This window comes from Thalassobacillus devorans, from assembly GCF_900176565.1.
Classification (GTDB): Bacteria; Bacillota; Bacilli; order Bacillales; family Halobacillaceae; genus Thalassobacillus; species Thalassobacillus devorans_A.
The window spans coordinates 291372-306194 of the sequence record NZ_FXEH01000004.1 but is presented as its reverse complement, the minus strand read 5'-3'; the positions used below and the strand labels follow the sequence as shown (position 1 = coordinate 306194).

Below are 14823 nucleotides of genomic sequence, written 5' to 3'. Positions count from 1 at the left end.
TTCTTGTTATTATTTAAGTTTATAAACACGAGCCTCATAAGGCTTGAACCTAACAAATTTTAAGTTTTCCTCAGAATCAATCGCATAGTTGCTGAGCAAAAGCTCTGCCTCTTTGTCCTGAAGATCTGCCGGCAGTTCCAAATCAGCATCTTCTTCAAAAAGATTCGTGATAACAAGTACCTTTTCATCCTCCAAAGTGCGGGTGTATGCGTAAATACTATCGTGGTCTTCTAATATAAGGTCATAGTTGCCATATATGAGAACATCACTGCTTTTTCTCAAATCAATCAGCTGCTTGTAGTAATGATAAATAGAGTTTGGATCCTCTATTCCTTTTTGTACATTGATTTCCGTGTAGTTCGGATTTAACTTCAGCCATGGCGTTCCAGTTGTAAAACCAGCATTTTCTGTATCATTCCATTGCATCGGCGTCCTTGAATTGTCGCGGCCATTTTTCCAAATGACCTCCATGATTTCTTCGTGGGACTTGCCTTCTTCTAATTCGTTATAGTACATATTCTTAATGGCTACATCATTGTAGTCCTCAATAGAATCAAACTTTGTATTGGTCATTCCGATCTCCTGCCCCTGATAAATGAACGGCGTTCCCTGCATCAAAAAGTACATGGTCGCCAGACATTTCGCCGACTTATCCAGAAATCCCCTATCATTTCCCCAGGTCGAAACAGATCTCGGCTGGTCATGGTTTTCCAGGAACAACGCATTCCACCCTCTGCCTTCCAGCCCCTTCTGCCATTTGGTTAAAATTTCTTTCAAGGAGTGGATATCAAGGCCGCCATCGGTACTTTTACCCCAGAGGTCAAGATGCTCGAATTGGAAGATCATATTGAACTTGCCATTTTCCTCTCCGACCCATTCATCGGCTTGCTCGACTTTAACCCCATTAGCTTCACCAACAGTCATAATGTCGTAATTATCGAATGTCTTTTCTTTCAATTCCTCCAGAAAAATCTGTATGCCTTCACGGTTCATATGCCCTTCGAAGGATGGGACATACTTTTTGTTTTCCGGGTTAGGGAGATCGGGGAAGCCCGGGATCTTTTTAATATGGGAAATCGCATCGATTCGGAATCCATCAATCCCTTTATCGAGCCACCAATTGACCATTTCATAAAGGTTTACACGTACTTCCGGATTCTCCCAATTCAAATCTGGCTGCTTCCGGGAAAATACATGCATGTAATACTCTTTTGTCTTCGGATCAAACTCCCATGCTGACCCGCCAAAAATTGATTCCCAGTTGTTTGGCTTCTTGCCGTCTTTTCCCGGATGCCAAATATAATAATCCCGATATGGATTGTCTTTAGAAGAGCGGGATTCGATAAACCACGGATGTTCATCAGAAGTATGGTTGATGACAAGATCCATGATCAGTCGCATACCACGCTTATGAACCTCTTTCAACAGCTGATCGAAATCAGCCATTGTTCCAAACTCCTCCATGATACCTTTATAATCACTGATATCATACCCATTATCATCATTCGGTGAGCTGTAGACCGGACAAATCCAAATCACATCTATTCCGAGATCCTTCAGGTAATCCAGCTTAGATATGACACCCTGTATGTCGCCGATTCCATCTCCATTTGAATCCATAAAACTTCGCGGATATACTTGATATGCTACTGCTTCTTTCCACCATTTTCTGCTCATAATAGACTGCTCCTAACCTGTTGTCATTAAATTATATCGTTGATGTGCAATCGATTGCACAAATAGACAAAAAAATAACAAGGTCAAACAACGACCTCTACTAATTTCTCTTCATTTATCGTATAATTGCTACTATCTATTGTCAAGCAGTAATTGAAATCGATTACATCCATTTGAGGTGCTGTTTATTCTTCACTTGTATATCTTCAATTATTTGGTATTATATAAAGGATTAACGTTATCATCTTCTTCAACTATATGTCAGGCTTAAAGGAGTAATTTGATGGAGAAGGAATTCAGATATATCGGAGAAAAAATAGTAGATCATCGATATGAATTGACAGAAACCTTTAATAAAGAAGTAATGAAAGTATACCCGGAAAATTTCGCTGAAACTGGTATGCCCGAAGCAGAATATTATAAAATTCGAGCGGATTTATTCAAATCCTTCGGGGAAGTTTTATATAAAGATGAAAAAGAAGTGCAACATCAGGTATATGAGTGGGCAGAAGTAGCTGCTAAGCGAACAATCGAATACGATGTATCACTGACGGAGGCTCTTCGGGTCATCTCCTTTTTTCAACCCACCATCTGGGAATTTTTTCAGGAGGAATTAAATCAGGAACATATCAGCCCAAGAGCAGTCATTGAAATCTCCAGGAAAATTGACCGGCTTGTCGATATCGTAACACGCGTATATGGCAGAGTACATGAAGAACACCAGCAGATGATTGCTGATACTGCACACAGTGCCCTGGAAGAGCTGTCGGTTCCAATGGTACCGATAGCAGAAGGCCTTGCCGTCATCCCGCTTGTTGGAGCTATTGATACCCACCGGGCCGCTTTAATCAATGAAGTCGCCCTGACAGAAGCCAATAGTCTTGGCCTCGAAGAAGTGATATTTGATATTTCTGGTGTTCCGGTTTTAGATACCATGGTTAGCAATGAGTTGTTCACAATCATCAATTCATTGAACCTCCTTGGCATCAACACACGAATCAGCGGAATCCGTCCTAAAATAGCTCAAACCATCACTTCATTAGGTATCAACTTTAAAGGGATCAAGACATTCGCAAGCCTTCACCAAGCGCTCGAAGACTGCGGAATAAAAAGAGTAGAGGTAGATGCTCACATAAAGTAACAGAATATCAAAGACAGTTGAACCGTAGAAGCTCTTATTGCAGGGCTTCTTTTTAAATAGCTCTTAAGCTAAAATCCTTCACTTACAAAAACTTCTGAATAGAATGATATTTATCTTGCATCTCCATTGCTCTCGTTAAATTACGCCGCTATAATGAGTATATTATTCTTTTTTCGAAGGAGGAACTTGGTTTGCCTATAAATATTCCCAAAGATTTACCAGCAGGAGAAATTCTTTCAGAAGAGAACATTTTTACGATGGACGAAGAACGGGCGAAAACCCAGGATATCCGTCCTTTGAATATACTGATCCTGAACCTGATGCCAGAAAAAGAACGGACCGAGACTCAATTGCTGCGGCTGCTCAGTAACTCTCCACTTCAAGTAAATGTCGAGTTTTTACATACCGCTACTTATGAGTCGAAAAATGTGAGCAAGTCACACTTGCAGCAATTCTATAAAAGCTTCAAAGATATCAAACACCAGCGTTTTGACGGCATGATTGTGACCGGTGCGCCGATTGAACAGTTACCGTTCGAAGATGTCGTGTACTGGGAAGAACTTACGGAAATCATGGAATGGACAAAAGACCATGTCACTTCCGTCATGCATATATGCTGGGGTGCCCAAGCCGCACTTTACCACCATTACGGTATTGGTAAATATGAATTGCCTCAAAAGTTGACCGGAGTGTTTAAACATCGCTTACTACAGGACAATATTAAGCTTGCCCGAGGCAGTGATGATGAATTTGTGGTGCCTCACTCTCGTTATACCAGTGTTTCTGAGGAAGAAATACTGGCACACGATGACCTGATTCTCTTATCTTCTTCTGAGGAAGCTGGCCCATGCACGATCCTTTCGAAGGATCAAAAACACGTAATGATCACCGGCCACATTGAGTATGACGCCGAAACACTAGGAGACGAATACCACAGGGATACAAATAGAGGGCTGGAGCCTCATGTACCTGTTGATTATTTCCCCGACAATGACCCAGAGAAGAAGCCATTAAACCGCTGGCGTTCTCATGCGTATTTAATGTTCTATAATTGGCTGAATTACTATGTATATCAGGAGACGCCGTTTTCCTGGAAATAACGTAAAAACTTATTTATTAAAGGCTCTGTTAAATCTCCGTGTTGATTTTGCAATAAAAGCTCCCTTTACCTAAAAACTCAGTTTCGAGACTTTTGATTGCAATTATGGTGGCTGGGAAAACGGATCGCTTTCCGTGGGCATGTGGTGAGCTTCCTCAGGCTTCGCCTTGCGGGATCTCACCGCTCATGTTCATCCCACTGGAGTCTCACCGTTTTCCCAGCCACCATACTTTCATTAGTTTCTCGAAACTTCCATCAGAAATAGAGTGATTTTGGAGCAGAAAATACGGTCGATTTACCATTGTAATAGGATTCTCACCACAAAATAGGGCTGGGATTTCCAAACACGATTTCGTGTATCTTATATGGCAAGGGGCGTGGGGGAAGGGTGAGACTCCCTCCGGAAATGTTGATACACCAAGGGTTAAAGATCGTTTTAACACTTTTAAATTTTTTTTATACTTCATTTGTTAAACAAGTTATTCCTTTTCTTCAATATTAAGGAAATCGAAGGGACGCGTTGCGTTTCCTAACTGTATTAGGCGATCTTTTTTGTATGAATCGATGCACCTTGGATCCCTGCTTTCTTATGAGGACTTACCCTCCCATGTCTCTTGGCGTCGTGCGCCTACATTCCTTCGTTTGGTCTCATCATAAGGCAGAGGCCGGCTTTATTCTCCCGCATAGACTCGTAGTCTGTTGTCTCGCTTTGCGCCAGCTTCTCCGTGTCATCTTATGGGTCAGAAATATAGGTTACGCTGCCTGTTGAAGACAGTGGAGGTCCTGTTTCATTCGGTCCTCATTGAAGTGAACCTGGCGGTTCGATAAACCAAAAAAGATCTTTAACAGTTTTCCGCACAACACGACCATTGCTTCCTTCTTTTTCAAAGGATTAACGGGACGAGTAATGTAGTACTGGTACAATTCTTTAAACGCACGATTATTTTGAATCAAAGGCAATATGGCGCGAAAAAGAAGGTTTCTGAGCCGTTTTCGTCCCCGTTTGGAAATTTTCTTTTGACCTTTATGGTAACCGGAAGAGTTCTCGCGCAGTGTTAATCCCGCTAATTTAATGAGTTGGCGTGAATGTGTGTACTGCTTAAGTGAACCCGTTTCCGCAATCAAATCAATGATCGTATGCTTTCCAATGCCGGGAATCGATATCAGGTATTCGTATTCATCCAGCTGGGTGACTAAATCTTCTAAGTGATGATTGAGTTCTGTCAGTTGACGTTCGATTAGAAGAAACTGATCGACAAGTGCGGCGATTTCAAAGCGTGCCACCTCTTTGCCTGTCGAAATACCAATGGAGTTTTCAGCTGCCCGTTTCATCTCTCGAATCTTACTTTTCGAAGGAGAGGATATACCCGCTTTTTCTTTATACATCAGTGCCAGTTCCTCTACCTCCTGGTTTAGTAGATCCTCAGGAAAAGGCGTGTATTTCAAAATGGCGCAAGCCAATTGACCAAACCCTTTGATGACGGTTTTAAATTCAGGAAAGTACTGGTCGATCAACCCCGTCATTTGGTTTTTCAACATCGCTTGTTTGTCTTTCAGTTTCCACCGCGTTATGGAGCCGTTTTTCAGTTCAGCTTCTATACCTTCTGGAATTCTGGGATAGCTGAAATTACCACCAATCATGAGTTTCGCAATCAATCTTGCGTCCTTTTTATCGTTTTTTGTTTGAAGATTATCATCAAACTCTTTCGATTGTTTCACATGCGCAGGATTGACGACCACAAAAGAGATGTCCTCTTCAAGGAGGAAAGCAGCCAGGTTCATCCAGTAATGACCTGTGGGTTCAAACCCGATGATAACCTCACTTTTTCCATGTTGGTGCAGCCATTCCTTTATCTGTTTGTGAAACCCTTCGAAGCCAGCCCTACTCTGAGTAAATCCAACGGGACGTTGGAGTTCCCGTCCGCGATCATCGACCGCGCATGCATAATGGGTTTTTTTAGCGATATCGATACCGATCACTAAGGATTCTCCAGAGATTTGATTTATTTTAGCATTCCTATTAGAATTCAAGGGGAAGTCCTCCTTTTGATGTTTGTTTGTATTTGGTTGTACAAATGCATCATAACGGAGGGCTTTTTTTCATTCAAGACCCCTCTACTGAATCCCACAGGAATCTCCCGCGGGAGAAGGAGCAAGGCAAGATCCCGCAGGGCAAAGCCCGAGGAAGCTTGCCAGGTCCCCCGCAGGAAAGCGAATCCTTCCCCAACGCCCCTTAACTTCTACAATCATCTCGAAATCAAGTCTTCGACTTTTCGTCCGTATTGTGGAATAAGCCTATTTTGAAAAATCAACAATAAAGTTTAACAGAGTCTTATTAAAAGGAAATAATAGATAGACAGATTCCAAAAATTGTATTATTATATATATACAGGTTTCAGCTTTATCAAACTGAATAAAACTCCAAAGGGGAGTAGCTGACAGTTATGTCGACAATACGTGGTCCTTGATCACCGGCTTAACTGGCAACATTACGTTGTTTGCGAGACCTTTGCCTAATACGGTAAAGGTATCAATATGGACTTCATAAGACCTTTACCATGTCATTGGTAAAGGTTTTTTTATTGCCTATGAGGGGGACTGCAGCATTTAGTCACACGTGTCTATCACTTCAGAAATGTGGGTAACGATGTAAAAACATCATTTATGTAAACTTTAGCTCAAGGAGGTAACAACAATGATTATGAAAGTGTTAAGCAAGCTGAAAATCGGATCACCTAAAGTGGATTTGATTTTAAATAGAAATGAACTCCCCCCTGGCAGCACCGTCTCCGGTTCTTTTCATTTATATGGTGGCTGGGTAAGCCAGAGGGTGAATCGCCTGGAGTGCGACTTAGTGAAAGAACAAGCTGGCAGAAAACCAGAATTTATCGAGCCTGTAACCACCGTATTAATGTCAAAGACAATCGAAGCGAACGATAAAACGGAAATCCCTTTCCACTATCAGTTACCGAAAGAACTTTCACCTACAACAAACGCCATTACCTACCGCTTACGAACAAAGATTGTTTTTAAGGAAGATGTCAAAAGTTTTGACCATGATGAAATCATCGTTAGGGATTAAAAATATAACTATTATGAAGGAGCACATGAATTGGACTTTTCTTTATTGATGGAATATGGATGGGTATTATTGATTCTCATTGGTTTAGAAGGTATTTTGGCAGCAGATAACGCCCTCGTCATTGCTACGATGGTCAAACACCTTCCAATAGAACAAAGAAAGAAAGCATTATTTTACGGGCTGGCAGGTGCGTTCATATTCCGTTTCGGATCTTTGTTCATCATTTCCTACCTGGTGCACATTTGGCAGGTTCAGGCGATCGGTGCCCTCTACTTATTCGGCATCGCGGTCTATCACCTATTGAAAAAGCATGTACTGAAACCGAAGTTGAAAACTGTAAAAGAAGTGAAAAAGGGCTCAGGGTTCTGGGCAACTGTTATTAAAGTAGAGTTGGAAAGACATTGCATTTGCCGTCGACTCCATTCTCGCTGCTGTTGCCTTAGCAGTCACATTACCAATGACCAGCATGCCTGAAATTGGTGGCATGGATGGCGGTCACTTCGCCGTCATCCTTGCTGGAGGAATTATCGGCCTTGTCATCATGCGATTTGCAGCCAGCTATTTTGTGGGCCTGCTCGACCGTAGACCAGGTCTCGAAACTGCTGCCTACCTGATCGTCGCCTGGGTTGGTGTTAAGCTCGCCGTCTATACCCTGGCTCATCCAGAACTCGCCATCCTTACAGAAGGTTTTGCTAAAAGTGCCGGCTGGAAAATATCCTTCTGGTCTGTCCTGCTTTCCATTGGTATCGGAGGCTGGTTTTTATCTAAAGAAAAAACTCATCAAACTGTAGAGAGCAAACCCGTTGTACAGAATTAACCATTTAAAAAACTGCTGGAATTCCAGCAGTTTTTTGCTTTCAGGTGGAATAATAGAAAATTTTTTAATGATAGTTTATTAAGTAAACATGGGGATATATTAATAGTTTTATTACTCATACCTACCCGCCCTATCTTGATTTTACTTATATGTAAAACCGGTGGATTATTAGGTATTCCATTATAATCCTAACCAATTAGGAATCCACATGGTAGCATTTTCCCAGTAGGTAATAACAAATAAAATAAGTATCCCCATAATCAGAAATGGTGCTACTGCCTGGACCAATTTCTCAAAACGGACCTCTGCAATAGATGAAACGATAAAGAGCCCAGTCCCAACTGGTGGAGTTAACAAGCCTATCGTTAAATTGATACAGATGATCACCCCGAAATGAATCGGATCAATTTCAAATGTTGTAAGCAGTGGCATAAATACAGGAACCAGTATGATTAAGGCTGCTATTCCATCCAATACGGCTCCTAACAATAGAAGAAAAATATTCACTAACAGTAAAAACACAATCGGGTTATCAGACAAAGATGTCATCCCGGTAACTATAGCTTGAGGAATTTGTTCAAACGCAATCATCCATCCAAAAATATTAGCCATTGCAATTAAGAATGTAACCGTTGCCGAGGTGAGTACCGTGTTGATAAGTATATCAGGAATTTTTCTCCATTTAAGCTCTTTGTAAAAAAATGCCCCTACAATATAGGCTACGACAGATGCTATTGCTGCTGATTCAGTCGCTGTAAACGCACCGCTGATTATACCAGCTATTATGATGAAAGGTACTAATAAAGCTGGTAATACACTAAATGTACTTTTAAAGATTTCTTTCCATGATGCTCGTTTACTTTTCTGGAAGTTATATTTGTATCCTATTAAACTGATCAGCAATATAAAACCTATCCCATATAGGACTCCTGGTATAATACCAGCCATAAACAAACCACCTATTGACGTCCCAGACAAAGTCCCATAGATAATGAATATCATACTTGGGGGAATAATAGGTGCTACGATTGATGATGCCAATGTCAGAGCAGAGGAAAAATCCTTATTGTAACCTTCCCTTTCCATTTCAGGCACCATTACTTTACTCATCATAGCTGCTTGTGCATTAGCAGACCCCAAAATAGAGGCTAGAAACATATTTGAAACCACAGTCACATAGGCTAACCCTCCCCTGACATGACCAAATAGAACTTTAGCAAACTTCACAAGTCGTGTTGTGATGCCTCCCCCATTCATCAATTCTCCTGCCAGCATGAACAACGGAATAGCCAACAAACCAAAGTTATCTAGTCCAGAGTACATCCTCATGGGGGCGGACTCCATCAAAGTAGTATTCCCCTCCACTAAAAAGTACAAAATCGTTGTCATACCCAGGACAAGTGAAATTGGTATTGCCATAAATAAAAAAACAAAAAACATGATCACAACAAAAACACTCATTGACTCTCATCCTTTCTGAAGAAGTCAATTAGATTGGAAAATAGATGAATGGCTGCAAAGCTAAGCCCTAGTGGAACAGCCATATAGGGAATCCACATAGGCAATAGCAACGTAGTTGATTTTTGGTAGGCAACGCTTGGGGATAAAATCCAATTCACACTATAGAAGATCAATATAAGTAGAAAAAGGAGCATAAAAATATGCCCAATAACGGATACGATCTTTCTTATATTGTCAGGAATGAACTCCATTACTATCGTGACACTAGCCTGGGACTTATATTTCAGTCCCAGACTGCCACCAATAAAACTGATCCAAATCAACAGGAAAATAGAAACCTCACCTGCCCACGATAAGGGAGATTGCAACAGATAACGAAATACTACTGCAACAGCCAACACGACAGCCATACAAAACATCAGGATAACCGCAAGTATTCTTTCTATTTTTGAAATCCCATAACTAATTGCCTTCATCTGTTCAACCCCCTAAGTCTTATCGAAATGTATCAATGAACTCTTGAATAAGCGGATCCTTCGCTCCGTATTTTTCATCAAACATATCAATCTGTTTACTAAATACAGAGGAATCGAGCTCATAGATATTCATGCCATTATCCTGCAACTCTTCTTTGAATTCCTCTTCTTGTTCTGCTCTTGTCATAGCCGTATATTCAGCTGCTGCTTTAATAGATTCTCTAACAATTTGCTGATCAGCTTCAGACATCCCTTCGAAAGTAGATTTATTCACCATGGCAATTGCAGGCCATACCATGTGGTTGGTAACAGCCCCATGGTCGACAACTTCGTAATATTTATTTGTGATGGCAGCATCGAGGTCCATATCCATCCCATCAATGACCCCAGTCTGTACTGCTGAATATACCTCAGGCAGTGGAAGCCCCTCGGTGCCAGCCCCTGTCGATGTATAGAAATCCTGCATCGGAGGACTAGGAGTTACACGCAGCTTCAAGCCATTCATATCTTCTGTGCTCTTTACTTCTTTATCTTTAAAAAGCATCACGCGCTGTCCTGCAAAAAGGTAATCAAACCCTACTAACCCCTGTTGATCTAAAGTGCCCAGTATCTTTTTGGCCACATCCGAATCTCTCGCATCATTTGCGGCTTCCAGATCTTCAAATGCATAAGGAGTGAACCAGGCAGCAAACGCTTCCTCTCGGGAACTCATATAAGCTGCAGTTATTAATCCAAAATCAATGGAGCCTCCTACAATTTGCTCTACCATATCTGCTTCCGTACCAAGCTGGCTGGAAGGGTAAATTTCCAGTTGCATTCTTCCATCAGACCTTTGATCAAGTTCTTCCTTGAATTTTTCAGCTCCTTTATGCCACATGTGAGAAGGGGGAGTGATATGTGCCAATTTAAATGAATAAGTCTCTCCGTCCTGTGCATTGGCATCTTGAGTTGCACCGGTATCTGAAGAGTTATTACAAGCTCCTAGTACCAACAACATGAACGCAAATACGAGCAGATATAATCTTTTATTCATAAAATTTCCTCCTATTAATTTAATAAGCAACCGGGAAGCACTTTTTTCACGATCTCTCTTAGTAGACAGGGGCTGGTTGTTCCCACCCTAATAACAAAGCTGCTTCGTGATGCTTTCCTTGCAGCAATAGTTTGCGAATTCTCGTGGAAGAGATGGTGACACCTCCAGCACAACGAACGGTCTCAGTTAAACTAACCTGGAAATGCTTTGATAATTTGGTCACATCACCAGTTCGGTTCTTTCCAAACCGGAAATCCCGCCCTACATTTATTTCTTTTGGAGAAACTCTTGTAAGTTCCTCAATAAAACTATCAGCAGATCTATTAATATAGGATTGATCAAAGTTGGCTACTACAATATGGTCAACCCCTAACGTGACTATTCTGCTAATTTTTTCTTCCACCGTCGTCAAAACCTTGGCGCCTTGAAAGTAAGATCGGGGAGGAGGATCGAATGTGTAAACTAAGCTTGGAACCATCAGTTCCTTACTTCTTTGAACGGCCTGTAAGATGACTTTTTGGTGGCCGCGATGTACACCATCAAATGCACCAATGGCGACCACCGCTCCCGGTAAGTCTGGTGTTCTATTATCATGCGCTCTCATAGGGACCACCTCTTTCAGTAGATGTTAATAAGATTACCAATCACTTTTCATTCTCACTGTCGGCTTTTGTTACGCCGCCAACAGCCCAGTTTTCCTTTTCAACTTCTTGAATGATGATACGTACTTTTTCAGAATCAATCGTTAAGCTTCGGACGATCGCTTCATTTACTTCTTTTATTAATTGTTTTTTTGTATCTTCATTACGTCCCTTCACGATATGGAGGAAAGCAACGGGCATGATTATACCTCCTTATGAAGCAGTGACATCCAATTTCATTTTTCCTAACGTGCCGAAATCGACTTCAATTTCATCTTCATCGTAGACATGTACTGCTTCCGTAATTCCTCCAGTCAGGATAACCATTCCAGGATCAATGGACAGACCAAACCGATTAATCATATTGGCAAGTTCCATAATGGAACGAACGGGATGGCCAAGTACAGCAGCACCTGAGCCTGATTGAACAACCTCACCATTTTTATAGAGGGACACTGGCATATCACTAAGAGAAGTATGGTACGGCGAGTAGGCTTGATCTCCAAGAAAAAACTTGGAAGAGGATGCGTTATCAGCCACTACATCTTCTAACGTGAAGGAAAAATTTTTATAACGACTATCAATCACTTCTACTGCAGGCATGATGAAGTCTGTGGCTGCCCAAATATCCCTGGGAGTAAGGTTTTCTCCTTTTAGTTCTTCTTTCATTACAAAAGCGACTTCCGGTTCTACTCTTGGGTGAATTAACCCATTAAGTCTCAATTTCCGATCAGCTACTTCCATCGACTGAGTAAGTCTTCCATATATCGGTTCTTTAACCCCCACAGATTCTTGTTTAGCCCGGCTGGTCAGTCCCATTTTCCATCCAATCATCTGATCTCCACGTGCGCCTGCCAGCTCCCCCCACAAACTTTGTATTTTATAAGCATCTTCTACTGATAAATCAGGATATTGGAGGGTTAGCTTTTCCATTTCCACCGCATCATTTTGATGCCTATCCACGTGCTCTGCTAACTTTTTCAAATCTATTGCTTTGGTTTTCAAAAACTTACGCTCCTTTCGTCTGTATGTATTTTATTTTGTAAATCTTACAGAAGCTTCACCCAGCTGGTCGATCCTTACAGAAAATTCATCGCCCGGTTTTGCATTAACTGCTGCAGACAACGCTCCTGACAAAATCACTTCACCTTTTTTCAAGGAAATATCATATTTAGCCAGCTTATTTGCAAGCCATGCGACACATTTGGCCGGATTTCCCAGCGCTGCAGAACCTTTTCCTGTATTCACCCGCTCCCCATTCTTAAAAAGTTCCATGTTCAGCCGCGGAAGGTTTACCCCTTGAATAGGGACAGCGTTATCACCAAGTACATACAGGCCAGATGATGCGTTATCAGCAATGGTGTCCGGAAGGGTAATTTTCCAATCAGAAATCCTGCTATCTACTATCTCGATAGCCGTCATCACAGATTCCGTAGCTTCCATGACATCTTCCACTGTGATAGAAGGCCCTCGCAATTCTTCTTTTAATATAAAGGCTACCTCCCCTTCCACTTTTGGCTGCAGGACTCTATTGGGTGGAATTTCCCCTCCACTTTCAACTGCCATAGTATCCAGGAGATGTCCGTAATCAGGTTCATCTACTCCTAACAGCTCTTGCATAGCAATAGAAGTTAACCCGATCTTCTTACCCACCACCTGATGGCCCTCATTTACTTTTTTCTGGATATTTACCAGTTGGATCCGGTAGGCTTCTTCCATAGTCAAATCGCTTTTTATATCTGTTAATGCCTGCATACTTTGCTGTTGTTTTTCTGCTTGTTCTAACTGACCGGACAAATCATCCAAATCACTGCTCGGTATTTTTCTAGTCAAGAAGCAAAACCTCCTTCCTTTTTAGATAGTCACCACTAGAGTTTGATCGTGATATTCGACAATTCACTATAAAATTCAAAGCTGTGTATCCCGCCTTCTCTGCCAATACCACTTTGTTTCAGTCCTCCAAAAGGTGTGCGTAAATCTCTTAGGTACCAAGTGTTAACCCAGATAATTCCCGCCTCTATTTGGTGAGCTACCCGGTGGGCACGCCGTAAGTCATTTGTCCAAATAGTCGTCCCCAACCCATAATGGGTATCGTTTGCTTGTTCGATTACTTCTTCTTCTCTATCAAAAGGCATTACGGTAACTACAGGTCCAAAAATCTCTTCTCGTACACACCTGGAATCACGGTTTAGACCAGCTACAATAGTAGGCTCAATAAAGTATCCTTTACGCATTCCCTTCGGACGATTGCCTCCCGTAAGGATTTCTCCGCCTTCTTCCTCTGCAATTTGAATATAATGATTCACACGATCATAATGCTCTTTCGAAATGACAGCACCTACTTTTGTCCCTGAATCGAATGGATCTCCTACCTGTAGTTCTCTCGTTTTCATTACAAATTTATCCAGGAATTCATCATAAACTTCCCGTTCCACATAAATTCTGGATCCGCAAAGACACACTTCTCCCTGGTTCATAAAACTGGACTTAAGCGTTGTTTCAATCACTTCATCGAGGTCAGAATCAGCGAAAATAATATTTGGGTTCTTACCCCCCAGTTCATAGGAGAGTTTTTTCAAAGTAGGTGCAGCAGCCTTCATGATTGCTGTTCCTGTCTTGGTCTCTCCAGTGAATGTTATCGCATCTACATCTTCATGTTCTGTGAGAGCTGCCCCCGCAGAATTCGGGCCAAACCCATGTACTAAATTGACTACCCCGTCCGGAACTCCAGCTTCTTGAATAATTTCCGCCAGTATTGTAGCAGTCATCGGTGTCCATTCGGCAGGTTTCATTACTACTGTGTTTCCTGCTGCAAGACACGGGGCCATTTTCCAAGTCAGCAGGAGTAATGGTAAATTCCATGGGTTGATCATCCCCACTACGCCTACAGGACGGCGGATGGAATAATGTAATGCCAGATCATCTTGCTGGTAAGATTCCGTTCCTAATGATGTCAGGAAATCTGCAAAGAAATGAAAATTATAGGCTGCCCGAGTAATATCAACTTCCAGCGCCATTTCATAAGGCTTACCTGTATCCATTGCTTCCAGTGCTGCTAACTCTTCTTTTCTATCAATAATTAAATCTCCAATACGGCGTAAAATTTGGGATCTTTGTGCCGTAGTAATGGTAGACCATTGCCCTTTTAAAGCAGTCCTGGCTGCTTTAACGGCCAAGTCAACCTCTTCGTATCCACCTTCCGCTACTTTGCCCATCACTTCTTCTGTAGCTGGATTAATATTTTCAAAGGTTCTCCCATTCTCAAAGTCCATATAATTCCCATTGATAAAGTGACGACAATCAATAGGTTGAACCTTTTTCCCGTACATTTCCTTTATAGGCATGTAATGTCCTCCTTTACTAAATCTCGAGTGAGTTTAAGGAAAGATGGTGACT

General features: G+C 41.7%; 13 protein-coding genes and 1 pseudogene. 4 read left to right on the top strand and 10 right to left on the bottom strand.

Features of this window, described 5'->3' with window-relative positions; all coding sequences use genetic code 11:
* Window positions 1–9: 9 nt before the first annotated feature.
* On the bottom strand, window positions 10–1677 hold the full coding sequence (locus B9Y67_RS03455) for a glycoside hydrolase family 13 protein (protein ID WP_085505378.1): 1668 nt from the start codon (window positions 1675–1677) through the stop codon (window positions 10–12).
* 283 nt (window positions 1678–1960) lie between these two features.
* Here B9Y67_RS03455 and B9Y67_RS03450 point away from each other — a divergent pair, with 283 nt between their 5' ends.
* Window positions 1961–2818, top strand: coding sequence for an STAS domain-containing protein (locus B9Y67_RS03450; protein ID WP_085505377.1), 858 nt, complete (start codon window positions 1961–1963; stop codon window positions 2816–2818).
* Between the two features lie 191 nt (window positions 2819–3009).
* A complete protein-coding gene (gene metA, locus B9Y67_RS03445; RefSeq protein ID WP_085505376.1) occupies window positions 3010–3918 on the top strand; it encodes a homoserine O-acetyltransferase MetA in 909 nt (302 codons plus the stop codon).
* 752 nt (window positions 3919–4670) lie between these two features.
* Here metA and B9Y67_RS03440 read toward each other — a convergent pair.
* A complete protein-coding gene (locus B9Y67_RS03440) occupies window positions 4671–5948 on the bottom strand; it encodes an IS110 family RNA-guided transposase (protein WP_085505375.1) in 1278 nt (425 codons plus the stop codon).
* Between the two features lie 664 nt (window positions 5949–6612).
* Here B9Y67_RS03440 and B9Y67_RS03435 point away from each other — a divergent pair.
* Both B9Y67_RS03435 and B9Y67_RS03430 read left to right on the top strand, forming a co-directional pair.
* A complete protein-coding gene (locus B9Y67_RS03435; RefSeq protein WP_085505374.1) occupies window positions 6613–6999 on the top strand; it encodes a sporulation protein in 387 nt (128 codons plus the stop codon).
* A gap of 30 nt (window positions 7000–7029) precedes the next feature.
* Window positions 7030–7816 (top strand): annotated as a pseudogene (locus tag B9Y67_RS03430) (TerC family protein).
* Window positions 7817–7996: 180 nt separating this feature from the next.
* Here the strand turns inward: B9Y67_RS03430 and B9Y67_RS03425 are convergent.
* From B9Y67_RS03425 to B9Y67_RS03390, 8 genes are all read right to left on the bottom strand, one after another.
* On the bottom strand, window positions 7997–9277 hold the full coding sequence (locus B9Y67_RS03425) for a TRAP transporter large permease (protein WP_085505373.1): 1281 nt from the start codon (window positions 9275–9277) through the stop codon (window positions 7997–7999).
* Window positions 9274–9753, bottom strand: a complete 480-nt coding sequence (locus tag B9Y67_RS03420) for a TRAP transporter small permease (protein WP_085505372.1) — start codon at window positions 9751–9753, stop codon at window positions 9274–9276. Before B9Y67_RS03420 ends, B9Y67_RS03425 begins: the two co-directional genes overlap by 4 nt.
* Window positions 9754–9772: 19 nt before the next feature.
* Window positions 9773–10786 carry a TRAP transporter substrate-binding protein gene (locus tag B9Y67_RS03415; RefSeq protein WP_085505371.1) on the bottom strand — a complete coding sequence of 338 codons (1014 nt, stop codon included), beginning with the start codon at window positions 10784–10786 and terminating at the stop codon, window positions 9773–9775.
* A 58-nt stretch (window positions 10787–10844) separates the two neighbouring features.
* Window positions 10845–11390: an FAD synthetase family protein gene (locus B9Y67_RS03410; RefSeq protein ID WP_085505370.1), complete on the bottom strand. Its 546-nt coding sequence runs from the start codon at window positions 11388–11390 to the stop codon at window positions 10845–10847.
* A gap of 40 nt (window positions 11391–11430) precedes the next feature.
* Entirely contained in the window at window positions 11431–11628 is a 198-nt protein-coding gene (locus B9Y67_RS03405; protein ID WP_085505369.1) for a 2-hydroxymuconate tautomerase family protein, read from the bottom strand.
* A gap of 12 nt (window positions 11629–11640) precedes the next feature.
* Window positions 11641–12432 carry a 2-keto-4-pentenoate hydratase gene (locus B9Y67_RS03400; RefSeq protein WP_254901689.1) on the bottom strand — a complete coding sequence of 264 codons (792 nt, stop codon included), beginning with the start codon at window positions 12430–12432 and terminating at the stop codon, window positions 11641–11643.
* Window positions 12433–12462: 30 nt separating this feature from the next.
* Complete coding sequence (locus tag B9Y67_RS03395) at window positions 12463–13182, bottom strand: 2-keto-4-pentenoate hydratase (protein ID WP_085505636.1); 720 nt, start codon at window positions 13180–13182, stop codon at window positions 12463–12465.
* Between the two features lie 113 nt (window positions 13183–13295).
* Window positions 13296–14771, bottom strand: a complete 1476-nt coding sequence (locus B9Y67_RS03390) for an aldehyde dehydrogenase (RefSeq protein WP_085505368.1) — start codon at window positions 14769–14771, stop codon at window positions 13296–13298.
* Window positions 14772–14823: the final 52 nt, after the last annotated feature.

Bases quoted from the DNA above. Each gene is read 5' to 3' on its own strand.
- B9Y67_RS03410 (WP_085505370.1), bottom strand. From the start codon at position 11,390: ATGAGAGCGCATGATAATAGAACACCAGACTTACCGGGAGCGGTGGTC.
- B9Y67_RS03425 (WP_085505373.1), bottom strand. From the start codon at position 9,277: ATGAGTGTTTTTGTTGTGATCATGTTTTTTGTTTTTTTATTTATGGCA.
- B9Y67_RS03390 (WP_085505368.1), bottom strand. From the start codon at position 14,771: ATGCCTATAAAGGAAATGTACGGGAAAAAGGTTCAACCTATTGATTGT.
- B9Y67_RS03415 (WP_085505371.1), bottom strand. From the start codon at position 10,786: ATGAATAAAAGATTATATCTGCTCGTATTTGCGTTCATGTTGTTGGTA.
- B9Y67_RS03420 (WP_085505372.1), bottom strand. From the start codon at position 9,753: ATGAAGGCAATTAGTTATGGGATTTCAAAAATAGAAAGAATACTTGCG.
- B9Y67_RS03405 (WP_085505369.1), bottom strand. From the start codon at position 11,628: ATGCCCGTTGCTTTCCTCCATATCGTGAAGGGACGTAATGAAGATACA.
- B9Y67_RS03455 (WP_085505378.1), bottom strand. From the start codon at position 1,677: ATGAGCAGAAAATGGTGGAAAGAAGCAGTAGCATATCAAGTATATCCG.
- B9Y67_RS03395 (WP_085505636.1), bottom strand. From the start codon at position 13,182: ATGCAGGCATTAACAGATATAAAAAGCGATTTGACTATGGAAGAAGCC.
- B9Y67_RS03435 (WP_085505374.1), top strand. From the start codon at position 6,613: ATGATTATGAAAGTGTTAAGCAAGCTGAAAATCGGATCACCTAAAGTG.
- B9Y67_RS03450 (WP_085505377.1), top strand. From the start codon at position 1,961: ATGGAGAAGGAATTCAGATATATCGGAGAAAAAATAGTAGATCATCGA.